This window comes from Streptomyces sp. NPDC026377 (genome assembly GCF_055567715.1).
The window spans coordinates 311,318-333,764 of sequence record NZ_JBVHPV010000003.1 but is presented as its reverse complement, the minus strand read 5'-3'; the positions used below and the strand labels follow the sequence as shown (position 1 = coordinate 333,764).

Annotated in this window: 13 protein-coding genes; 7 read left to right on the top strand and 6 right to left on the bottom strand. The window is 71.9% G+C overall.

The window, feature by feature from the left end; translation table 11 throughout:
- Positions 1-351: 351 nt before the first annotated feature.
- Both ACZ4MU_RS09210 and ACZ4MU_RS09205 read left to right on the top strand, forming a co-directional pair.
- On the top strand, positions 352-1,092 hold the full coding sequence (locus ACZ4MU_RS09210) for an SDR family NAD(P)-dependent oxidoreductase (RefSeq protein ID WP_467872996.1): 741 nt from the start codon (positions 352-354) through the stop codon (positions 1,090-1,092).
- Between the two features lie 214 nt (positions 1,093-1,306).
- Positions 1,307-1,864, top strand: a complete 558-nt coding sequence (locus ACZ4MU_RS09205) for a DUF4142 domain-containing protein (protein WP_467872993.1) — start codon at positions 1,307-1,309, stop codon at positions 1,862-1,864.
- A 414-nt stretch (positions 1,865-2,278) separates the two neighbouring features.
- On the opposite strand, the gene ACZ4MU_RS09200 is transcribed toward ACZ4MU_RS09205, so the two are convergent.
- Entirely contained in the window at positions 2,279-4,012 is a 1,734-nt protein-coding gene (locus tag ACZ4MU_RS09200; RefSeq protein WP_467872990.1) for a serine/threonine-protein kinase, read from the bottom strand.
- Between the two features lie 337 nt (positions 4,013-4,349).
- Here ACZ4MU_RS09200 and ACZ4MU_RS09195 point away from each other — a divergent pair, with 337 nt between their 5' ends.
- Positions 4,350-12,056, top strand: a complete 7,707-nt coding sequence (locus ACZ4MU_RS09195) for an SDR family NAD(P)-dependent oxidoreductase (RefSeq protein WP_467872987.1) — start codon at positions 4,350-4,352, stop codon at positions 12,054-12,056.
- 128 nt (positions 12,057-12,184) lie between these two features.
- Here ACZ4MU_RS09195 and ACZ4MU_RS09190 read toward each other — a convergent pair whose 3' ends face one another.
- Positions 12,185-14,494: an MMPL family transporter gene (locus ACZ4MU_RS09190; protein WP_467872984.1), complete on the bottom strand. Its 2,310-nt coding sequence runs from the start codon at positions 14,492-14,494 to the stop codon at positions 12,185-12,187.
- Between the two features lie 262 nt (positions 14,495-14,756).
- Here ACZ4MU_RS09190 and ACZ4MU_RS09185 point away from each other — a divergent pair, with 262 nt between their 5' ends.
- The 3 genes from ACZ4MU_RS09185 to ACZ4MU_RS09175 all read left to right on the top strand — a co-directional run bounded on the left by ACZ4MU_RS09185 (position 14,757) and on the right by ACZ4MU_RS09175 (position 17,667).
- On the top strand, positions 14,757-15,353 hold the full coding sequence (locus ACZ4MU_RS09185) for a hypothetical protein (protein WP_467872982.1): 597 nt from the start codon (positions 14,757-14,759) through the stop codon (positions 15,351-15,353).
- Positions 15,354-15,616: 263 nt separating this feature from the next.
- The gene (locus ACZ4MU_RS09180) at positions 15,617-16,258 is read left to right on the top strand and encodes a hypothetical protein (protein ID WP_467872979.1); all 642 of its coding nucleotides are present in this window, start codon (positions 15,617-15,619) and stop codon (positions 16,256-16,258) included.
- A gap of 617 nt (positions 16,259-16,875) precedes the next feature.
- The gene (locus ACZ4MU_RS09175; protein ID WP_467872977.1) at positions 16,876-17,667 is read left to right on the top strand and encodes a 2OG-Fe dioxygenase family protein; all 792 of its coding nucleotides are present in this window, start codon (positions 16,876-16,878) and stop codon (positions 17,665-17,667) included.
- On the opposite strand, the gene ACZ4MU_RS09170 is transcribed toward ACZ4MU_RS09175, so the two are convergent.
- From ACZ4MU_RS09170 to ACZ4MU_RS09155, 4 genes are all read right to left on the bottom strand, one after another.
- A complete protein-coding gene (locus tag ACZ4MU_RS09170) occupies positions 17,654-18,814 on the bottom strand; it encodes a carboxylate-amine ligase (protein ID WP_467872974.1) in 1,161 nt (386 codons plus the stop codon). The genes ACZ4MU_RS09175 and ACZ4MU_RS09170 overlap by 14 nt on opposite strands.
- Before the next feature lie 174 nt (positions 18,815-18,988).
- Positions 18,989-19,825 (bottom strand): RNA polymerase sigma factor SigF, encoded by an 837-nt coding sequence (locus ACZ4MU_RS09165; RefSeq protein WP_467872971.1) that lies wholly within the window; start codon positions 19,823-19,825, stop codon positions 18,989-18,991.
- A 206-nt stretch (positions 19,826-20,031) separates the two neighbouring features.
- A complete protein-coding gene (locus ACZ4MU_RS09160; protein WP_467872969.1) occupies positions 20,032-20,964 on the bottom strand; it encodes an anti-sigma factor RsbA family regulatory protein in 933 nt (310 codons plus the stop codon).
- Positions 20,964-21,371, bottom strand: a complete 408-nt coding sequence (locus tag ACZ4MU_RS09155; RefSeq protein WP_467872967.1) for an STAS domain-containing protein — start codon at positions 21,369-21,371, stop codon at positions 20,964-20,966. Before ACZ4MU_RS09155 ends, ACZ4MU_RS09160 begins: the two co-directional genes overlap by 1 nt.
- Before the next feature lie 304 nt (positions 21,372-21,675).
- Between ACZ4MU_RS09155 and ACZ4MU_RS09150 the strand changes: the two genes are divergently transcribed.
- On the top strand, positions 21,676-22,440 hold the full coding sequence (locus ACZ4MU_RS09150; RefSeq protein WP_467872965.1) for a restriction endonuclease: 765 nt from the start codon (positions 21,676-21,678) through the stop codon (positions 22,438-22,440).
- Positions 22,441-22,447: the final 7 nt, after the last annotated feature.

Below are 22,447 nucleotides of genomic sequence, written 5' to 3'. Positions count from 1 at the left end.
CAAACACGCCTTTCGCGACTTGGTTCCTTGCACCCCCAGACCAGGAGCGGATCAGGAAGATTTATCGACAACGGTCGGACGGCATATGGGGGGCGAGCCAAACCGTCGTCACGGTTCTTTCCCGCCATTGGTCACGCCGCGTGGAGAGCCACCGTCGGGTGCAGACGTGAGGCGCGGATCGCCGGGTAGAGCAGCAGCGACTCGGTCAGGAACTGGAGGCGGACCGCGCTCACGGCCGGACAAGGCCCCGCGCGGGACCGGCATGACGAGGCCCGGTCGCCTCCTGACGGTGAGAGCAGGGTGACCCCGTGGGGGCCAGGCACAACGGGCCCCGTGGCAAGATCCATAGGTATGAGCATGGAACGAGCGCATCGGCCTGTCGCCCTGGTCACCGGGTCCACCTCGGGGATCGGGGAGGCCGTCGCGCGGAGGCTGGCGGCGGACGGGATGCGGGTAGTCGTGCACTCGCGGAGCAGTACGGAGACCGGGGAGGCGCTGGCCGCGGAGCTCGGCGGGGATTACGTACGGGCGGACCTGGCGGTGGAGCAGGAAGCCCGGGGGCTCGTCGAGACGGTGCTCGACCGGTGCGGACGGCTGGACGTACTGGTCAACAACGCGGGCATCAGCTGGCCGATCCCGCACGACGACCTTGCCGCGGCGACGCCCGCCGACTGGCGGCACCTGCTGGAGGTCAACCTCATCGCGCCCTGGGTGCTGTGCACGGCAGCCCTTCCGGCGCTGCGCACGTCCCCCATGGGCGGCAGCATCGTGAACATCACCAGCCACGCCGGAGTACGGCCCAAGGGTTCGTCGGTGCCGTACGCGGCGAGCAAGGCGGCGCTCAACCACGTGACCCGGCTGCTGGCATCCGCGCTCGGACCCGAGGTGCGGGTCAACGCTGTCGCGCCGGGACTGGTGGACACGCCGATGACGAAGGACTGGTCACAGGCGCACGAACTGTGGCGGGAGCGCGCACCCATGCGGCGTCCCGCCCAGCCCGCCGACGTGGCCGACCTGGTGGCCTCGGTGATCACCAACACGTATATCACCGGCGAGGTCATCGTCCTGGACGGCGGGCTGAACCTGACCTGACGCATATGCGCGGCCCGCCCTCGGCCGCCTCTCCTGCCTGCGCACCGTCTGCCTGGAGCTGCACTGGAGAGCACCCGTCACACTCAGTGACTTGAGCATGCGCCTGAGTGACGAGCGGCCTAGCCTGATCGGGGAGGTGCCCAGGCCCGGACAGACTCCGAGCCGTTCAGCCCCCGTCGGGCCCTCCCCCGGTCCACGGATACGTGGAGGTTCCATGCGACTCACCCACCTGTACTCGGCCGCTGCCGCATCCGCAACGCTGGTCCTGGCCGGTCCCACCACGGCCTTCGGCGCGGCCGGCCCGTCGCCGGCCACGGACACGGCCTTCCTGCAAGCGATACACCAGGCCAACCTCGCGGAGATAGCCGCGGGCAAGGACGCCCGCGCCCATGCGACCAGCACCTGCGTGAAACAGGTCGCCGCTGTCCTCGTGCGTGACCACACCGCACTCGACAACAAGGGAGCGGCCCTCGCCAAGAGCAAGGGCCTGTCCTTGCCCAACGCACCCACAGCGGCCCAGCAGAAGCAGCTGAGCGCGCTGAAGTCGAAGAACGGCACGCGTGGCTACGACACCGCCTGGCTCAAGGACCAGGCCACGAGCCACCAACAGGCCCTCGCGCTGATCGACAAGGAACTCTCGACGGGCAAGGACACGCAGATCCGCGCGGCGGCCAAGGCGGCACGGCCCGTGGTCGCCGAACACCTCAAGATGGTCCAGGGCGGCACGTGTCACACACCCGCGCCCTCTCCCAGTGCCTCGCCCAAGCGGTAACGCAGGACGCGCGGCACCCGCACCAGCTCAGCCCAGACCGCCCCGGGAGGGCCCAACCCCCCGCGGCGGTCTGCGGCCGAACTCTCACTCCACCGTCATCGGGAACACGGGCCGTTCCGCCGGGCCGTGGATGGCCCCGGTCCGCGTCCGCCGCGCCGGGCCCAGCCCGCCTCGGGACCGTGGCGCTGGTGCGGTGGTCGCCGTGAAGCGAACCGGCCGGAAAAGCGACAGGCACATCCCGGGACGTGCCCTCACGCTAAGCAGACCACCAGGGTCGCGCGCCCGGACACGGCCACCCGGGGACGGGGCCGGCGCAACCGGTCTCCGCGCCCAGCGCGTTCGCATCGCGGCCCCTCTGGCGGCTGGTCCGGGAGCCCTCCTGATGGGGGACGGATCGCCACGCCGATCGCCTTGTCAGCAGCGGACCAGTGCGCCGCTCTTCAAGCTGGACTTCCCGCTGAACAGCCAGCCCTCGGTGCTGGTGCCCTGGATACGGGCGTAGATCCATTTGTTGCCCTGGGCGTTGGTGACGTAGCAGTGGTAGTAGACCTTCACCCCTGACTTGACCACGGTCACATAGGAGCACACCGCGTACGGCCCGGTGTAGAGGTGGGTGGTCTGGGTCGCGTAGCCGTAGCCGTCACTGCGGTTCGAGTGGGCCCAGCCGGTACACGTCGTCGATACCGGGACGGGCTCCTTCACCGTCGAGCTGGGCTTGGGCTTCGACGAAGCGGACGGAGCCGCAGGCGACTCGCCGCCGCTCTTGCCGGGCTTCGGTGTGGGCGTCGCCGCCGGGTCCCCGCCCTTCTTCGGCGGGGTGATGGACGGGCTCTCGCCGGGATCGAGGGTCGTCAGGTCTCCGGGGGAGGTGGGGCCGTCCGTGGTGTCGGACACCTCACCGCCGACGGGAGTGCTCGGCGCGGAATGCGCTGTGTTGGACTCGCCGGCGCCATCGCCGCCCCCCATGCCCACCAGGGCGTAGGCCCCTCCGCCGCAGGCGAGGACCGTGGCGGTGGCCACCGCGACGACGGTACGGGTGCGGCGGCTGCGTGCGCGGACCACCGCCGTTCCGGCTCCGGAGTGGTTGGCGTGGCCGTTCGGTATACCCGGCGCCATGCCCGGCTGCTCGACGCCCGGCTGCGGAGTGACGCTGTAGGGGGCGGCCGGTGGATAGGCGGCGATGGGCTGCGGGGTGGGCTGGGAGAACGGCCCGGCGGCGGGACCGAACCCCGGTGCCGGTGCGATGCCCGGAGCGGTGCCGGACTGGGAGGCCGGCACCGGCCCCGGATTCGCCGTCCGGCCCTCCGCCACCGCCTCCAGCATCTCGCGCGCCCGCCCCGCGTCGGGCCGGTGCAGCGGGTCCTTGGCCATCAGCGCCCGCAGCACCGGGGTGAGCGGTCCGGCTCGCCGGGGCTCGGGCAGGGGTTCGCCGACGATCGCCGCCAGCGTGGACAGCACCGAGGTGCGACGGAAGGGCGAGGAGCCCTCCACGGCCGCGTACAGCGTCATACCGAGCGCCCAGATGTCCGAGGGGGCGCCCGGATCCCTGCCCTGGGCGCGCTCGGGCGGCAGGTAGTCGAGGGAGCCGACGATCTGACCGCTGTGCGTCAGCTTGGCCAGGGCCTCGTCGCCGGGGGTGTCCATGCTGGCGATGCCGAAGTCGGTGAGCACGACCCGGCCGCCGCGCTCCAGCAGGACGTTGCCGGGCTTGACGTCCCGGTGCAGGACCCCGGCCCGGTGCGCCGCGTCGAGCGCTTCCATCAGCTTGGCGCCGATCGCGGCCGCCTCGCGCGGGTCCAGTGTGCCGCGCTCCGCCAGTACGTCGTCCAGGGAGGGCCCGTCGACCAGCTCCATGACGATGACGGGCAGCCCCTGCTCCTCGACCACGTCGTGCACGGTGACCACTCCGCTGTGCCGGATACGGGCGGCGGCCTGCGCCTCCCGCCGCATCCGGACCCGCAGCCCGGCCAGCTCGTCCGGGGAGGCGTCGGTGTAGGCCCGCACGACCTTGACGGCGACCTCGCGGTTCAGCAGCTGGTCCACGGCCTTGGCGACCACACCCATGCCACCGCGTCCGATCATCTCGGTCACGCGGTACCGCCCGCCCAGAACCGTCCCGACCAGCTCCGCGCCGCTCGCCCCCGTCACCTGTCACGCTCCCCTTCGTCGCCCTGTCCCAAGATCCGCCACGTGGCAGGGACCAGCGTAGGGGTAGAGGGGGTGGACGGGTTCCGAGGGCCCGGCCCTCGGCACGCAGGACACCTCGATCCGCGCCCCGGCCGCCTCTGCCCTCGGGGGCACCCGGACCGACGAAACGATTCCCCGCCCACGGTCTGCGTCACGTCCCGTCATGGCGGGCGAACAGGGGTAACCCCGACGGCCTAGCGACCACTTGTCATTGGCTGATTACAGCCCGTTAGATGGCGTCCCCTGCTTGTCAATCGACGGTCCATCCATCTCCAATTCCGAAGAAAGCTGGCTGTGCATGTGGGACGAGGCGAAGTCAACGGACCGGGCCATCGCGGTAGTCGGGGCGGCGTGCCGCCTTCCCGGCGGCATCGGTGACTTGGACCAGTTCTGGGCCGCGCTTCGGCAGGGCCGCGACCTGGTCGGCGAGGTGCCCGACGACCGGTTCGAGGCGTCCCGGTTCGTCGACACCTCGATGCCGCGCCCCGGCAAGAGCTACACCGCCGCAGGCGGCTTCCTGGACGACGTCACCGGCTTCGACGCCGCCTATTTCGGCATCTCGCCGAAGGAGGCGTCCCGGATGGACCCTCAGCACCGGTTGTTGCTGGAACTGGCCGTCGAGGCGCTGGACGACGCCGGAATCGTTCCCGAGCACCTGTCGGGCACCGACACGGCCGTGTACGTCGGGGTGTCGGACTCCTCGTACGGCGGCCTGCAGATGATGATGCCTCAGGCCGTCAACGCCTACACCATGTCCGGCGGCGCCTCCTCGATCACCGCCAACCGCCTCTCCCACTTCTTCGACCTGCGCGGGCCGAGCATGGCGGTGGACACCGCCTGCTCCTCGTCCCTGGTGGCGCTGGACCGCGCCTGTCGCACCCTGCTCGACGGCAGCAGCCGCGTGGTGCTCTCGGCGGGAGTGAACGTCCTGCTCAGCCCGTACCACTACGTGGGGTTCTCCCAGGCGGCCATGTTGTCGCCGAGCGGCAGGTGCGCGTCGTTTTCAGCGGCGGCCGACGGGTTCGTACGGGCCGAGGGAGGGGGGCTCGTCGTCCTGAAGAAACTGTCGGACGCCATGGCGGACAGCGACCGGATCCACGGGGTCATCCTCGCCAGCGCCTCCAACAGCGACGGCAGGACCATGGGGCTGGCCCTGCCGAGCGCCGAGGCCCAGGAGGACCTGCTGCGTTCGGTGTACGAGCAGGCCGACGTCTCGCCGGACGAACTGGTCTACCTGGAGGCGCACGGCACGGGAACCCTGGTCGGTGACCCGCTGGAGTGCCGGGCCATCGGCCGGGCCCTGGGCCGCCGCCGCACCGCCGGGGTACTGCCGATCGGTTCCGTCAAGACCAACATCGGGCATCTGGAACCGGCTTCCGGGATCGCCGGCCTGCTCAAGGCGCTGCTCGTCCTCCGGCACCGGGTGATCCCCCCGTCCCTGCACGCCTCGCCGCCCAACCCGGACATCGATTTCGCGGGACTGAACCTGGCGACCGCCGACAGCACATGGCCACTGGACACGTCCGGGCGTCCTGTCGTGGGGGTCAATTCCTTCGGCTTCGGCGGCTCCAACGCCCACGTCGTCCTCACCTCCGCGCCCACCGCCCCGCCCGCCCCGCGGCAAGAACCCGGCAGCGACCCGGTCACGGATCACGAGCGGGCGCTTCCGGTGCTGGTATCGGCGCGTACCCCCAAAGCTCTGGCCGAGGCGGCCACGCGGATGGCGGACCGGCTCGCCGCGGCCACCGCGCAGGAGTTCTACGACATCGCCCACACCTCCTGTCTGCGCCGGGGAACGCATCCGCACCGTGCGGTGGTGCTGGCCGGGCCCCAGGCGGCCGCGCAGCGGCTTCGGGCAGTCGCGGGCACCTCGACGCCGGCGTCGACCGAGACGTCCGTGGCCGAGGAGCCGGTGCCGGGTGCCGGTGGGTCGGTCGGGCAGGACGCGCCGGGGACCGAGGGCCAGGGGCAGTCACCGTTGTTCGTGCCCTCGCCCCGGGAGGGGGACGAGCTCCGCTCTGCCCCCACCGCCTTCCAGGCCGTGTCCCGGGGGCGGATCACGTTCGTCTTTCCCGGCAACGGTTCACAGTGGCCCGGCATGGCGGCCGACCTCCTTGAGCGCGATCCCGTCTTCCGCGCCGCTGTCACGCAGGTGGACGCTGCCGTAGCTCCCCTGCTGGGGTGGTCGCTGGTCGAGGAGCTGGAGGCGCCGGCGGAGCGGTCGCGTCTGGCGCTGACCGAGGTGGCTCAGCCGCTCCTGTTCGCCGTGCAGGTCGGCCTCGTACGGATGTTGGAGGCGCAGGGCATCGCGCCGCACAGCGTACTCGGCCACAGCGTGGGCGAGGTCGCCGCCGCCCATGTCGCGGGTGCCTTGGACTTGGCACAGGCCGCGCAGGTGATCGTCGGCCGCAGCCGTACCCAGGCGGCGACCGCCGGGACGGGCCGGATGGCGGCTGTGGCGCTGCCCGTGGACGACGCGGCCAAGGAACTAGCCGCCTGGCCGGGCCTTGAAGTGGCGGCGGTCAACAGTGCGCGGGATGTGACCGTGGCGGGCCCGGCAGCCGTTCTGCGGGCGTTCCTGGCCGAGTTGACGCACAAGGAGGTCGCCTGCACGGAGCTGGATCTGGACTACGCCTTCCACAGCGCGGCCATGGACCCCATCTACGGGCCGCTGCGCGAGGAACTGGCCGGACTGCGGCCCGGGGCGGCCAAGGTGCCGATGTTCTCCTCCGTGACCGGTGACCGGATCGAGGGCGACCGCCTGGACAGCGCCTACTGGTGGCGCAACGTGCGCGAGCCCGTCCTCTTCGCCTCGGCGGCCGAGAAGGCCCTGGAGGACGGCACCGACATCTTCGTGGAGATCGGCCCCCATCCGGTCCTCCGCTCCTACCTGCACCGTATCGCCCGCTCCCGCACCCGGGACACGGTCGCGGTGACAGCCACCCTGCGGCGCGACACCGACGGTCCCCGGGCGGTGCACCGGGCGGTGACCACCCTCATGGCGCAGGGCGCCGAGCTCGACTGGAGCGTGCATTTCCCGCGCCGGGGACGGGTGGTGGACCTTCCGGCGTACCCGTGGCAGCGCGAGCGCCACTGGAACGGCACCCCGCAGACCTGGCTGCGCACCAGCGGCTCCGGACGCCTGGACCACCCACTGCTCGGTGAGCGGCTGCCCTCGCCCGTACCGACCTGGGAGGGGGCGGTCGAGCCGGCTCTGGCGCCGTGGCTGGCCGACCACCGGCTGGCTGGTTCGGTGGTGGTCCCGGCGACGGCCTACGTGGAGATGGCGATGACCGCAGGGCGCCTCATCCTCGACGGCCCGGCGGAGGTCGACTCCCTGGACATCGCCCGCCCCCTGGTCGTTCCGTGGGCGGACGCCGGCAGTGTGCGGGTCCAGCTGGCCGTCACGCCGGACGACGGTCTGGTGAGCATCACCAGCACCGAGTCACGTACCGCGCTGCCGCGTGCGCACGTACGGGCCAGGGTGCGGGCCCTCCTGGGGAACGCACCCGCCGATGTGGACCTCGCCGCGGTCCGGGCGCGCTGCCCTCACGTCGTGGACGGCAAGGAACACTACGACGCGGTCGGGCGCGCCGGTCTGCAGTACGGTCCCGCCTTCCAGGTGCTGCGCGAACTGCGCGTGGGCGACGGGGAGGTGGTGGCCGCCTACCGGCACGAGGCACCCGGTGAGGAGTACCAGGCCCACCCGGCCCTGCTGGACGGCGCCCTCCAGGCGGGCGCCCCGCTGATCGGCTCGGCCGTCGAAGAAGGCACGGTCTACCTCCCGGCCGCGATCGGCTGCGCCCGGGTGTGGCGCACACCCGCCCCCTCGGGATGGATTCACGTACGCCGACGGTCCTCCTTGGCGGCCGAGGAGTGCTGGGACATCGTCATGACCGACGAGGAGGGACGCGTCGGTGTCGAACTGCTCCGCTGCCGTCTGCGGCGGCTGACCGGCGCCCCCCGAACCGCCCTGACAGCGCATCACACCACGATGCGGGCCGCACCCGACCCGCTGCCATGGACCGGCGACGGACCGCCGGTCACCCCCCACCAGATCGCCTCGGACGCCGCCGACCGCATCGCCGCCTGCCGCGCCGACTGGCACGACGCCGCGTACGAGCGCTTCGAAACCCTCCTCAAGAACGCTTCCGCGCACCGGTACGCCGCCGCCCTCGCCGCCCTCCTGCCCGACCACGGCGTGCCCTTCAGCATCGACGACCTCGTCACGGCCGGACTGGACCCCCGGTGCGTGCCGTTCGTCGAGGCGGTGGTCCCCGAGCTGGTCCGCCACGGCCTGGCTCAGGAGGCGGGCAGCGGACGTCTGCGGCTGACCCGCTCGACGTTCGAGGACAAGGAACTGCTGCGCGCCCTGGTCCTGGAGCTCCCGCGGTACTCCACCGAGAACCGACTGGCGATCAGCCGTACCCGGGACGTCCTGGGCCGCGAGGACGACGCGCGCGCGGAGCTCACGGCGGCCGACGGCAGTCTCACGGACGTCGAGCAGCTCTACGACACCGCCCTCACCTCGCGCTTCCACAACCGTCTCGCGCAGGCCCTCCTTCGCGAGACGGTACGGACATGGCCGCAGGACCGGCCCCTGCGGGTGCTGGAGGTCGGGGCGGGCACCGGCGGCACGGCAGCGGCCATGCTCCCCCTCCTGCCCGCCGAGCGCACCCACTACGTCTACAGCGATGTCTCCCCGGCGTTCCTCGCCCGCGCCCAACGGCGCTTCGCCGCCTACGACTTCCTCAGCTACCGCACCTTCGACCTGAACGAGGACCCGGCCGGCCAGGGACTGCCCGAGGCGGGATTCGACCTCGTGATCGCCGCCAACGCGCTGCACACCGCCTCCGACCTCGAAGCGGCGGTACGACGCGTCGCCACCCTGCTCACCCCCGGCGGCCTGCTGCTCGCCGTCGAGAGCCACGACCCCCACGTGCTGGTGCCCTTCTTCGGCACGCTGGAGTCGTTCTGGACCCGTACCGACCACGCGTTGCGCCCCGGCTCACCGCTGCTGGCCGGGGACCGCTGGCCGGAGCTGCTCACCAGGTGCGGCTTCACCGACGTCGTACGCACCGGCGACGACGCCGCGCCGTGCCGCGACGACTTCTCCGTGCTGCTGGCAGCCGTTCCCCGGGGCCCCGTCCAGGCACCCGCCCTGCCGACGCCCGCGACGGCACGCCGCAGGATCCTCGTCGCCGAGACGGCCGGGGAACTCCCCCTGGCCGAAGCCGTCGCCGCACACCTGCCACCGGCCGCGGACGGCACCCCGGCCCCGGCACACATGACGGTGGACGACACGGCCGACTGGACCCACCTCCTCGGGGAGGAAGGCGCTCAGGTATGCGTACTCCTCGGTGCGGCGTCCGGTGACGACCCGGCCGAGGCCGTGGTACTCACCACCCGGCGCGCGGCCCTCCTGCGCTCCATCGCCCGGGCCGGAGCGGCCTTCACCGGCGGCGCACAGACCGCGCTGACGGTGGTGACCCGGCCCAGCGGGGCGCTCCCCCTGCCGGAGCGGGCCGAGGCGACCCATGACGCGGCCGTGTGGGGGATCGCCCGCACCCTCGCCAACGAGGAGCCCCGGCTGTCGGTCCGTACCGTCTCGCTGGACCGTTCGGGCACGACCGCCACCGACGCCTACCGGGTGGCCCGCGAACTGCTCACGGACGACACCGAGCCCGAAGTGGTCATCACCGCCGGCGGCGGACGCTTCGTTCCGAGGGAGCGGGCACTGCCCGCCGACCACGCCGAGGTGACGGCCGCGGCGGAGGAGCCCTTCACCCTGGAGGTGCGCTCCCCCGGCCTGTCCTACCAGCTGGCATGGGTCGAGAACACTCCTCTCACCCCGGGAGCGGGACAGGTCTCCATCGCCGTACGAGCCGCCGCCCTGAACTACCGCGACATGATGCAGGCTGTCGGACTCCTGCCGGCCGAGGCGATCGAGGGAACGTACACCGAGGTGGGTCTCGGCTTGGAATGCGCCGGGGTCGTGACAGCGGTCGGGCCCGAGGTGACCGGGTTCCGGCCGGGCGACCGGGTGTACGGCCTGGCACCGGCGTCCCTGGCCTCCCACACCCTGACCGCCGCCCAGGCACTCGGCCACATCCCCGACACCATGGGCTTCGCCGAGGCCGCCACCCTGCCCGTCGTCTTCTCCACCGTGCACTACAGCCTCGATCACCTCGCGCGCCTCAAGCCCGGGGAGACGGTCCTCGTCCACGGCGGCGCGGGCGGCATCGGGCTCGGCGTGCTCCAGTACGCCCGCCTGCGCGGTGCCCGCGTCATCGCCACCGCCGGGACACCCGCCAAGCGGGAACTGCTGCACACCCTCGGGGTCGATCACGTCCTGGACTCCCGCAACCTGGACTTCGCCGTCCAGGTCATGGAGGTCACCGAGGGGCGCGGCGTCGATGTGGTGGTCAACTCCCTGGCGGGAGAAGCCATCACCCGCAGCCTGGAACTGCTGCGTCCCGGCGGCAGGTTCATCGAGCTCGGCAAGCGCGACATCTACGAGAACAAGCCCCTGCTGCTGCGGCCCTTCCGCAACAACATCAGCTTCTTCGGCGTGGACCTCACCACCCTGGCCTTCGACCCCGACCGTGGGGCGGCACTCTTCGCGGACGTCACCGAGCGCGTCCACGACGGTTCGTACCGTCCGCTGCCGCACAGTGTGTACCCCGCGGCACGGGTGGCCGAGGCGTTCCAGCTCATGCAGCATTCCCGGCACGTCGGCAAGGTCGTCGTCAGCCTGGACCCGCTGGACGAACCCGTGCGTGTCGAGCGGCGGACACAGGCGCCCGCCCTGGACCCGCGGGCCACCTACCTGGTGACCGGAGGCCTGGGCGGATTCGGTGCCGCGACCGCCGGGTGGCTGGCGGACCGCGGCGCACGGCACCTGGCGCTGGTGGGCCGACGCGGCGACGCCTCGCCCGAGGCCGAGAAGGTACTGACCGGTCTCACCGAACGCGGCGTACAGGCCACCGCGTACGCCGCCGATGTCACCGACGCGTCCGCGATGAGGGAGATCATCGCCCGGATCGACGCGGGCGGGCACCCGCTCCGCGGGGTCGTCCACTGCGCGATGCAGTTGGAGGACGACCTGCTGGCCGAACTTTCCGACGACCGGTTCGCGGCCGCGCTGGCCCCGAAGATGGCCGGGGCGATGGTGCTGGACCGTCTCCTGGGCGACCGGGAACTGGACCTGTTCCTGCTGTACTCCTCCGGCACCACCTTCCTGGGCAACATCCGCCAGGCCAACTACGTGGCGGCCAACCTCTGGCTGGAGGCCCTGGCCCGGCGCCGTCGGCGGTCGGGGGCCGCCGGGCAGGCGATCGCCTGGGGCGCCATCGGGGAGACCGGGTACGTCGCCCGCAACGAGCTGACCGAGACGCTCGCCTCGGTCGGCATGGAACCGGTGGCGCCGCGCGAGGCGTTCAGCGCTCTGGAACTTCCGGCCGTGCGGCGTGCCGAGGTGGCGGGCATCGGACGCTACAACTGGGCGCGGGTGCGCAGCCTCCTGCCGACCCTGGCCGCGCCGCGCTGCTCCACGCTCCTTCCCGAGCGCATGGACGAGGCCGACCACACGCGCGAGGAGATCGTGGCGGCACTGGCGGCCATGTCGTCGGCGGACGCCGTACGTGCCGTCGCCGGGACGCTCGCCCATCTGCTGGCCGGTGTGCTGCACATGAACGAGGAGGACCTCGACCACGACCGCAGGCTCGACGAGTACGGGCTGGACTCGCTGATGCTCGCCGAGATGCTGGTGTCCCTGCGCACCCGGTTCGACATCGAGATCCCGCCGCTGGAGCTGCTGCGCAGTGGCGGCACCATCACCGACATCGCGCATCTGGTGCTCCTGCGCCTCGGCCTGTCGGGCAGCCCGCAGGCACCGGCCGGGAGCGAAGGACCGGCCGGGAGCGAAGAGCCGGTCGAGAACGGTGCGGTCCCGGACAACGGTCGGGTCCCGGACGACGGGGCGGCCGCTTCCTCCAAGGGGTAGCCCCTGTCTCGGTCGCCCCGGGGACGGTGTGGACGGTCACCGGGGGCGGCCGCGGGCCCTTCCGCCCCGGTCCGGGGTTACCCGGACCGGGGCGTCCCTGTGCCGGGGCGGCAGGACGCAGCTGGAGATCAGGCGACCGGGTCCGAGGTCCGTCCGGCTCGGGCACCCGGCACACTCCCGGCGGTAGGGGGCAGTGACTCGCCGCACCACCGGTCCAGGCCCAGACGACGGTGGACGGCGGCAAGGGAGCGCGGCGCCCACCAGTTGGCGTGCCCGGTCAGCCTCATGAACGCCGGTACGAGCACACCACGTACGACCGTGGCGTCCAGCAGAACGGCGAGGGCCAGACCGCAGCCGATGAGTTTGAGGAGCGTGATGTCCGAGGTCACCAGCGGGAACAGGGCCGCCGCGAAGATGACGGCCGCGATGGTGATCATGCGCCCGGTGCGGGCGAGACCGCCGTACACCGCCGCGCGGTGGTCGCCGGTGGCCCGGTACTCCTCCTGGATGCGGGAGATGAGGAAGAGTTCGTAGTCGACCGAGAGCGCGAAGGCGGCTCCGAACACCAGGACCGGCATGGAGGTCTCCAGTTCGCCGGTCACCGTGAAGTCGCCCAGCAGCTGCCGCAGATGCCCGTCCTGGAAGACGTACACCATGGCACCGAAGCTGGCACACAGGCTCAACGCGCCCATGACGACGGCCTTGAGGGGGATCAGGACGGAGCCGGTGAACAGGAACAGCAGCAGCAGGGTACTGCCGACGACGATGCCCACGGCCCACGGAAGGGTCCGCAGGACGGCGCCCTTGGTGTCGAGTACGCGCGCGGGTCGGCCCGCGACGTAGTGGCGGCCGGGGGACGGCAGGGCGCGCAGCTCTCGCACCAGACTCTCGTCCCGGTCCGTCGGTCCGTCGGCGGCTACGGCGAGCCAGGTGGCGCCTTGGGTGATGTACATGAGCGAGTCGGTCGAGGGGCCGGAGTGGAGCCGGCCGTCCTTGTACGTGCCCAGGGCCGTGACAGTCGTGCCCACGCCCGGCAGGGCGGAGACCGCGCGGGCGTAGCGGTCCAGTTCCTCTCCCTGGTCGATCACGTCCGCGTCCGGAAGCAGCACGGCCAGGGTCCGCGTCCAGGGCAGCGCGAACTCCTCCTCGATCCGGGCGGCGGTGGCGTGGGACTCGGCCCTCGCGGGCAGGACGCGCTGGTCGGCGACGCCGAAGCGTACGTGCGCGAAGGGAGCGGCGAGGGTGAGCAGGACGAGCGCGGCGCTGCCGCCCACCAGCACCGGCCGGGTGGTGGCCTGGCGGGCCACCCGCAACCACAGGGGCTGCCGCCGCGCGGTGATCCGGCGCAGGGGAGCGAAGAGGTCGCCCCGGTCGATACGGGTCCCGATGACGACGAGCAGGGCGGGCAGCACCAGATGCGTGGTCGCCGCGGCGAGGACCACCACGCTGATGCCCGCGAGCGCGAGGGACCGCAGGAAGCCCAGCGGGAACAGGAGGAGGGCGCTGAGACAGACGACGACTGTGGCCGCCGAGTACAGCACGGTGCGCCCTACGGTGCGCATGGTGGTCTCGACCGCCTCGGCAGGGGTTGCTCCGGCCGCCAGTTCCTCGCGGTAGCGGGTGACGACGAAGAGGCCGTAGTCGACGGCCAGGCCGAGACCGAGTGCGGTGGTGATGTTGGCCGCGAACGCCGACAGCGGCATGACGGTCATCAAGACCCGCAGCACGGCGAAGGTCCCGGCCACCGCGAGGCCGCCGACCACGGCGGGCAGGAGCGCGGCGGTGAGCGACCCGAACGCGAAGAGCAGGATCAGCAACGCCGTGGGAACGCCGATGAGTTCGGCCTGCCACAGCTCCTGGCGGCTGAGCTGGGTGACCTGGGCCATGACCCAGGCGGGCCCGGTCACCGACACCCGAAGGTGTCCCGGTCCATCGCGTCCTACGTGCTCGGCGTGTCCTTCATGCGCGGCGTGTCCTTCGTACCCGGCGCGTCCCTCATGCGCGGCGCGTCCGCCGTACTTCGCGGTCAGTTGGGGTACGAGCGTGGCGGCCAGCCGCGCCGCCTCGTCCTCGTTCCCGCGCAGATCGACCGTGACCAGCGCGGCCCGCCCGTCCTTGCCGCGGAGTCGGCTGTCCCCCACGGCCCAGTACGAGAGGACCTCGCCCACTCCGGGGCGCCGTCCGACCTCCTGGGTGAGAGCGCGCCCGGCGCGCGCGACCGCGGGGTCGTCGACGGGCGCGTCCGCCGTCACATGGAGCACCAGGTCGGGAATGCCCGCGCCGAAGCGCTGGTGGAGCTGGGCCTCGGTACGCGCGGCCTCTGTTCCCTCCGCGATGTAGCCGCCGTTGGAGAGCCGTACGGGGGCCACGACGGCGGCGAGCGCCAGCATCAGGCCGATCGCCAGCGCTCCCGCCAGCACCCACCAGGGATGACGCACGCCCCGGCGCACCCGGCCGACCGGCGATGGCGCTCCGCTCGCGGAATCCGAGGGCGACCGCAGGGCGTAAGGCCATCGCATGACGGGTCCTTTCTCTCAACCAGGACAACCCTGGCGAGGCGGATGTGTCATGGTCAAACACCTATTGATCCATACGAGTGAGGAAATACCGGTACTCATACGGAAAGAGCTACCTTGCGGGGCGTAGCCCCCAGCATCGGATCACCGCACGCCGGCACAGAACACCAGCAAGGAGAACCCCATGCGCAGGACCGCTCTTTTCCGCTCCGCCACGGTCGCCACCGCGACCCTCCTCACGTTGCTCACCTTCAGCTCCGGGAGCGAAGCCGAGTCGCGGGTGCCGACCGCCGCAGCCGGAGTGCGAGCGCAGAACACGCTCTCCTGCACCCTCACCACGGGCCCGGGCGAACGCATCTCCTTCTCCCCCGCGGTCTCCAGCACCCCCCGCTCCATCTCGGCCCACGGCAGCGCCCAGTTGAACAACTGCTCCTCGCCCAACGGACGCCAGAGCCGCATCCAGTCGGGCCGGCTGACCCTGAGCGGGACCGGCCGGGCGAGCTGTGCCCGCGCCACGGGGATCAGGGGCAGCGCCACCATCACCTGGTACTCCGGCCCCCGCCGCACCGGGCGGATCGTCGGCCGCTCCACGCTGAGGCCCGCGAGCAACGGCTCGCGGGGGTACACGCCGCTGGACTCCTTCCTTTCGGGCACCATCGTCTCCGGCCTCATGCAGGGCCACCCGTTCAGCGGTGTCGCGGTACCGACCAACGACGTCCGGCGGTGCTTCGGCAGCGGCGTCGGGTATGTGCAGGGCCGCGGCCGCCTCTCCATCGGCTGACCGGGCCGGGCGGCCCCGCCCCCCGAGCGGCGGGGCGGGGCCGTGGTCAACGGAACATGGGTCGTCCGCCAGGACGGTCGGCGTGGCCCGGGCCTGTGCGTGGGTAGTGGTCAGGCGGTGATGCGCCTGGCGATCCAGGCATCGCGTCCGGGGCCGCGGCCCCGGACGCGGAGGCGTTGCAGGCACAGCTCGGCAGGGGCCTCGACGAAGACACTCAGATCGCAGAAACCGGCGACCGCCGGCCCACGTACGGGAGCGTCAGCATGACGGGGATCCCCGCAACAGCACGGCATCGACGCCCCCGGCTGCGATTCGACGGGTGGATCGCGGGCCTGGGCACTTCGAGCGGCACCAGGATCGTGCTCGGCCACTGGCAGCGGACACCGTTCGGGCCGTTCAGCGATGTGATGCTGGAAAAGGCCGACGGAGAGCGGCTGCTGCTCGCCCCCACATCCGAGACGGCCGACTTCATCAGCGGTACCTACACCTTCGACGCCGTACGCGTCGTCCCTGTGAAGGTGAGGGTCACCGGCGACACCTGGATCGTGGCGGCCCCGCCGCTGGACCTGCGCTTCGTGGTCGGCCGCCGCGGCATTCTGGGACAGCTGCTGCGCGCCGTTCCCGCACCGCTGGCCCGCCACCCGGCGTGGAGCGCTCTGACGGACTATCCGGCGCGCTTCCTGCTCGACGGGGTACGGACCCGAGGGAGCGCGGGTGCGGGGCGCACCGAGTGGTACGGAGCCCAGGATGTACGGCATCTTCGCGCGGCCTCCGCCAGCTTCGACGGGGCCGACCTCGGCTCGATGGCCCCGGTCGCACCGCCGGTGCGCTTCGGGTTCGGCTCAGCGCCTCGCCGCCCCGCCCTGACCCGGGTCACCACGACGGTGGCGCTGAACGCGACCTGACAACCGGCAGGCGCGAACCGGTACGCCCGCTTCAACGCCCCGTCGCGCCTACCAGTATCGCTGTCGATGACGACCACGGTGACGAGAGGTGCTGGTGCCAAGCAGCACCAGGGCAAGACCCAGGGGCAACACGGTGAGCAGCAGGAACGTCATGAGAGTGCGTGTGCCCGCCTCCGGTCGGCTGAACCAGCCTCGTGGACCGTGCTACTCGAAACGGGCACGTCTGGCGCACGTGTGTGACGGTCGACGGCGACCGGCGAAGGCCAACCCCCGGTAAGCACGCGTCTGTTCACCTGCGGACCCCGAGCATGAGCATCGCCTCCGCGACCTCCTCAAGGACGGGCTGCCGTCCCCCGGGGATCTCGCGTGCGATCGCGCCACCGTTGCCGATCGGCCAGGGCCGCCGCGTCGGCGGCGAGGTCGCGCAGCGTGTAGGGGAACCTGCGGATCCGTCGTCGTCGACTCCCAGCGATGACGCGAGTCATACCGGGGAGACCCGAGCCATCGCCCGAACCCATCGCTCCCGGCCCGAGCGGGCAGCGCGCAGCAGCGGAGTCCGAGGTACTCCCGAACGGGCTGCGGATGCCGCGGGCGGCGCCGGGGAGCAGCATGAGCATATGGACGATGACCACGCCGTCGCGCAGGCCGAGAGGGAAGGGGTGGCCCGCAACAGAGGGGACGGCACGACCGCGGGCGAGGCGACGCGTCTCCTCCAGGCGGCGCGCGGAGCCGTCGCCGACCGTGGCTGGCACCTGATGCCTCCGGCCACGACCTCACTGTGTGTGAAGGCCGGCCCCAGCGTGTGGGGGCGGTTCGCCGCGCACTGGGAAGACCTCGTGGTGGATCAGTACGCAGCCGAGGAGGGTACGCGCCGCCTGCGGCGTTACGGACAGTTCCTGGTGTCCCGGAACGGGGAGATCGCGCCGCTGAGCCACGACGTGTTCGTGCAGCCCGGGGACACCAACCCGCTCTATGTCGATGTCGAGCGCCGTTTCGAACCGCTCACCGAGGCGTTCCGGGCGGAGCCGGTGCTGCACGCGCTGATCCGGTTGCTCGGTGAGGTCGCCGGAGGTATGGACGACGCCGCCGAATGGCTGGTCCGGGTGCATCCCTTCCGGGTGATCGCCCAGTCGGACACCCTGGGCCGGCCCACCCCTGAGGGCCGGCACAAGGATGGCGTCACCCTGGTCTCCTCCCTGCTGATCGGCCGCGAGAACGTGAGCGGCGGCCGCAGCACGGTCTATGACGCGGACGGCCGGGAGATCGCGTCCGTCACGCTCAGCGAACCCGGCACCCTGCTGTTGAGCGACGACCGGACGACCTGGCACGCCGTCTCACCCGTACACCCGCGGGACGCGGCCCGGCCCGGCCGCCGTGACGTCCTGGTCACGACGCTCACCGGCCGCTGATCCCGGCCCCGGGCTCCGCCCCACCAGCCGTGGCCAGCACCAGCCGGTCCACCACCGTCCGCGGCCCGGTGCCACTCCCCGCCCAGGCCCGCTGCCGGGACGCTCCGTCGCCACGCCCGGAGAGCCGATCGAACAAGGCTGCGACCTCCTCCAGGTCCCCGGCCTCCTCCAGCGCAGGCCGTACGAAGGCCACCATTTCCCCGGCCAGGTCTGCCACCGGCCTGGAGCGGCCGGTGAACGGATCGAAGCCCTCGCCGCTCCACCCGTCGCGGGCGGCCCGCCAGCACGCGGCCCGCACCACCTCCCCCGCCCATACGGGTCCCGGGTCACCGCCCCGTGCGCACCCAGCGGCGGTGACCGTCAGAGCGCGCAGCAGGACGGCGACCGCGACGGTGTCCTCGACATCCTGTGGTACGTCCATCGCCCGGATCTCCAACGTGGGCAGCCGCGGGTTGGGCCGCAGGTCCCAGAACGGCGTATCCGCGTCCAGCATGGCCTCGGTGTCCGCGATGGTCACGGCGAGCCGCTCGTGCTCCTGCAACGACGCCGCATAGGGCGGAGGACCCAGGCAGGGGAAACGGCTGCGGATGACCGACCGCCAACTGGCGTAGCCGGTGTCGCGGCCGCGGTCGAACGGCGAGTTGGCGCTCAACGCGATGAGCAGGGGCAGCCAGGGCCGCAGATGGTTGCTGGTCAGGACCGCGAGCTCACGGTCGGGCAGGTGGACGTGGACATGGAGGGCGCTGATCGCGAAGTCGTCCATCATGCTCCGGTACTGCGCCCGGCCCGCCAGATAGCGCGGATGACCGGCCACCGCTACCGGACCCGCCTCCTGCATCACCGCCGTACCCGACGCACACAGCTCCACCCCCTCGGCGCGGGCAGCCGCCACCAGCGCTGCGCGCACCCGCTCCAGCTCCCCGCGCAGCTCACGTGCGGACCGGCACGGCGAGGTGCGCCCCTCGACCTGGCACAGGGCGAATTCCTTCGTCACCAGATCACCCACCTCCGCGGCGGCCCGCTCGGCCACCGCCGGTCCGGCCGGAACGAGGAAGCGCGTATGGGGGTCGATGAGGAAGTACTCCTCCTCCACCCCGATCGTCGGTACGGCGGTGGACAGACCGGCGGGCGGCGGGGATGTGTTCACGCCGCCCAGCATCGCGACAACACGGCCCCGCCGCGAGGTCCGGCGCGCGCGGACCGGCAACTGGACCACTTCGTCCGGGCATCGGATGAGCATCCCGGGGGAAGCCGCCCCGCAGTGGATCTCACAGCCCTGTGCGGGGGTCCCATGCCGCTGCCCGTGAGGGGCTCGACGGCCTCACTGGTGCGTGAGCATGCCGTCCCGCAGGCGGGCGAGGGTGCGGGACAGGAGCCGGGAGACGTGCATCTGCGACACGCCCAGGCGCTCGCCGATCTGCGCCTGGGTGAGCTCCTCCACGAACCTCATGTGAATGATCTGCCGGTCCCGCTCGCCGAGTTCGGCGAGCAGGGGAGCGAGCGTGTGGAAGTCCTCCACCAGTTCCAGCGCCTGGTCTTCGGCACCGATGAAGTCCTGGAGGGCGCTTTCGCCGTCCTCGCTGCCGCTGATCGCGGCGTCCAGGGAGGCGGAGTTGTAGCCATTGGCGGCCAGCCGGGCTTCCCGCACCTCGTCCTCGGGCAGGCTCATCAGCTCCGAGAGTTCCTTGACGGTCGGCGTACGCCCCAGACGGCTGCGCAGCTCCTCGGTGGCGCGGGCGAGCTGCACGCGGGCTTCCTGGAGCCGACGCGGCACGTGCACGGCCCAGGAGGTGTCGCGGAAGAACCGCTTGATCTCACCCACGATGTAGGGGATCGCGAAGGAGGTGAACTCCACCTCGCGCGTCAGCTCGAAGCGGTCGATCGCCTTGATCAAGCCGATCATGCCGACCTGGACGATGTCCTCCATCTCCTCCGCTCCGCGGCTGCGGAACCGGCCGGCCGCGTACCGGACGAGGGACATGTTCATCTCGATCAGCGTGCCGCGGGCGTAGCTGTACTCGGGCGTGCCCTCCTCCATGACCGCGAGCTGATCGAAGAACAGCCGGGAGAGTTCGCGGGCGTCCTTGGGCGCCAGCCGGGAGGGCTCGGCGATCTCCGGCAGCTCGCTCGTCTGCGTGTCTGCGGTCGGAATGCTCATGAGCGCCATACTGTCCCTCCCATAGGTCGCGCCACTGCTACGGCCGACACGAACGGCCGATGCCGCAGCGCCTACCCCTTCGTCCCGCGCCCACACCCGCACCGCGTGTGAATCAACCCCCACGCGGTCGCCTCAGCGGCAGCCGGACGCGCTGAGCCCTCGAGTGGCCCGGACCGCACCGCGTCCCGACCACCAGAGCGTGCCCCTCAGCCCGGCAGATAGCAGCGAATGGTGGTTCCGTCAGGGCCGGTATGGACGCGGACGAGGTCGGCGAGTTGGTGGACGAGCAGGAGTCCGCGGCCGCCGGGCTGGGTGGGATTCGGCGGGCGGCGTCCGGCCAGGGGATCGGTCAGCTGTCCGCCGTCGTGGACCTCGCAGACGACTCGGCCCTCCTCGCCCCAGATCCGCAGCATCCCCGAGCCGGCGCCGTGGACAACGCTGTTGGTGGTCAGTTCCGCCACCGCCAGCTCCACATCGCCCAACCGCACGCCGGACACGCCCATGGACCGCGCCTGGGTCACGGCGAAGTCCCGCGCGTTCGGCAGGCTCTCGGCGCCGAAGGAGTGGGCCGCGGCACCGGCCGGGGAGAGCAGGGGCTCGTTGTACCGGGCGATGATCTGCTCGGGGCTGTAGGCGGTGGACACCGTCTCGCCGTCCGCGTCGATGACGACCGGGTGGGTCGCCAGGGCGTCGCTGAGGGCCTGCTTCTCCAGCTGGTCGGCGTCGTACGGGCACAGGATGGTCACCGCGCGCCCGGTGAAGGCGGCGTTGATCAGCGCCTCGTGCTGGACGCACGCCGGATACTCGACGGAGGAACGCCCCTGCCAGATCGGCTCACCGATGATGCGGATCCGAGGGGCGCTCGGATGGGCGTCGGCGAACTTGCGCAGCACGTTGGGGATGATGCGGCCGGGGTTGCGGCCCGCCTGGGTCATGTCGATGAAGCGGACGGCAGCCGCCCGCTCCCCCAGGCCCTCGCGGATCAGCTCCAGCCGGTCCGGCGGCGCGGCGACGGCCGCGGGCTCACCGGCGTCCAGCCCTTCGCGCAGGAAGGGGACCGTTCCCGCGATGTACTGGTCCGCCCCGCGGTAGAAGAGTGCCGGGTGGACAAATGGCTCGTGCGAGATGGCTGTACTCATTACGCAGCCACCTCAATCGCGTCGAGTCCGGGCCAGAAAAGCTCAAGGATACGTGGCAGCTGCGGCGGAGGCTGGTGCAGGACCATCCGCTGCCCCTCGGGGAGGTGCTGGGCGGTCACCGCCAAGTCCGTCACTCCGGCCACATCCACGAACTTCACCCTGGAGAGATCCACATGCAGCACATCAGTGCGCTGCTCGACCAGTTCCCGCAGCGCGTGCTGCCAAACGGTCCGTGTGTTCATACTAATCTCCCCGCTCGCCCTCAGCCCGGAACTGTCAGGCAACGGATTGATCCGCAGTACCGCGCCACGTGGGGGCGTGGCGGGGGACCCGCCTACGCCAGGTGGGATGTCCACGCCGTCCCTCCCTGGTTCGCCGGACTCTGCCACACGGCAGCCCCTATTCATCACCTTGCACGATACCCCCGGTCAGCGACCCCCCACGGGAGCAGGCTACAGGCCGGGCGCGACCGCCCGGGTCCTGTACGGCGATCCGTCGGCGGGCCACGCACCGCTTCCGTCGGGATTACGCCGGGTTCCGCCCGGGTTGCGCCGAAATCCATCCTGCGGTGGCGACAGCCCTCCCCCGCGCATCGGATCCGGGTCCGCCGCGAGCGGGCCGTCTTCGCCGCGTTGGTAGTCCCGGGAAGCGGGGCAGACGGGACGCCATGGATGATCATGAAATAGCCGTGCACGGGGAAGCCGGGCGCATATGACCACGCCACTGGACCGACAGGCAACGACGAGCAGGCGGGCCTTCAGCCTCCGCCAGACCGTGCTGGTCTTCGCCCTGCTGGCCGTCCTCCTGTGGGGGGCCGCGCTCACGGCGAAGACACTGGCCCAAGCGGCCGGGGGCGGCCCTCCGGGCGCGGGGGTGGCCATGGTGGTGTGCGCGTCCGCGGCCCTCATCGGTCTGCGCCGGACCCGGCGCAGGCGCCTGGCGGACCGCCTTGTGGAGGCAGCCGACGCGATCAGCCAGGAACTCGCCCCACCCCCCGAGCCCGCCGCCCCGCAGGCCGGTCCGGCCGTCGTCGCCGTCCCATACGGGCAGGAAGCGGGCCCGCCGAGCACCGCCTCGACGGCGGAGATGTACGGCGCCATGGACGCGGACGCCTTCGAGGAGGCGATAGCCGCCCTGTGCGAGCGGGACGGCTGCACGGACGTACAAGTCGTCGGCGGCGCAGGCGACCTGGGCGCCGACGTCCTGGCGACGGCCCCGGACGGCCGCACCGTGGTCATCCAGTGCAAGCGGTACGGGCCGGTGAACAAGGTGGGATCGCAAGAGCTCCAGCGTTTCGGCGGCACCTGCTTCGCCGTCCATGAGGCACAGGTGGCCGCCGTCGTGACCACGGGCGAGTTCACACAGCCCGCCGTCGAGTACGCGGAGCAGTGCGGCATCCGCTGCGTGGACCACACGAGCCTCATCGCCTGGACCGACGGCACCGGCCCCGCACCATGGATCGAGGCAGCCCCTTGAGTCCCGG

What these genes read in the sequence shown, in the direction of transcription:
- ACZ4MU_RS09165 (WP_467872971.1), bottom strand. Translation starts at nt 19,825, where the DNA reads ATGAGCATTCCGACCGCAGACACGCAGACGAGCGAGCTGCCGGAGATC.
- ACZ4MU_RS09210 (WP_467872996.1), top strand. Translation starts at nt 352, where the DNA reads ATGAGCATGGAACGAGCGCATCGGCCTGTCGCCCTGGTCACCGGGTCC.
- ACZ4MU_RS09175 (WP_467872977.1), top strand. Translation starts at nt 16,876, where the DNA reads ATGGACGATGACCACGCCGTCGCGCAGGCCGAGAGGGAAGGGGTGGCC.
- ACZ4MU_RS09205 (WP_467872993.1), top strand. Translation starts at nt 1,307, where the DNA reads ATGCGACTCACCCACCTGTACTCGGCCGCTGCCGCATCCGCAACGCTG.
- ACZ4MU_RS09160 (WP_467872969.1), bottom strand. Translation starts at nt 20,964, where the DNA reads ATGAGTACAGCCATCTCGCACGAGCCATTTGTCCACCCGGCACTCTTC.
- ACZ4MU_RS09180 (WP_467872979.1), top strand. Translation starts at nt 15,617, where the DNA reads ATGACGGGGATCCCCGCAACAGCACGGCATCGACGCCCCCGGCTGCGA.
- ACZ4MU_RS09195 (WP_467872987.1), top strand. Translation starts at nt 4,350, where the DNA reads ATGTGGGACGAGGCGAAGTCAACGGACCGGGCCATCGCGGTAGTCGGG.
- ACZ4MU_RS09185 (WP_467872982.1), top strand. Translation starts at nt 14,757, where the DNA reads ATGCGCAGGACCGCTCTTTTCCGCTCCGCCACGGTCGCCACCGCGACC.
- ACZ4MU_RS09155 (WP_467872967.1), bottom strand. Translation starts at nt 21,371, where the DNA reads ATGAATAGGGGCTGCCGTGTGGCAGAGTCCGGCGAACCAGGGAGGGAC.
- ACZ4MU_RS09150 (WP_467872965.1), top strand. Translation starts at nt 21,676, where the DNA reads ATGACCACGCCACTGGACCGACAGGCAACGACGAGCAGGCGGGCCTTC.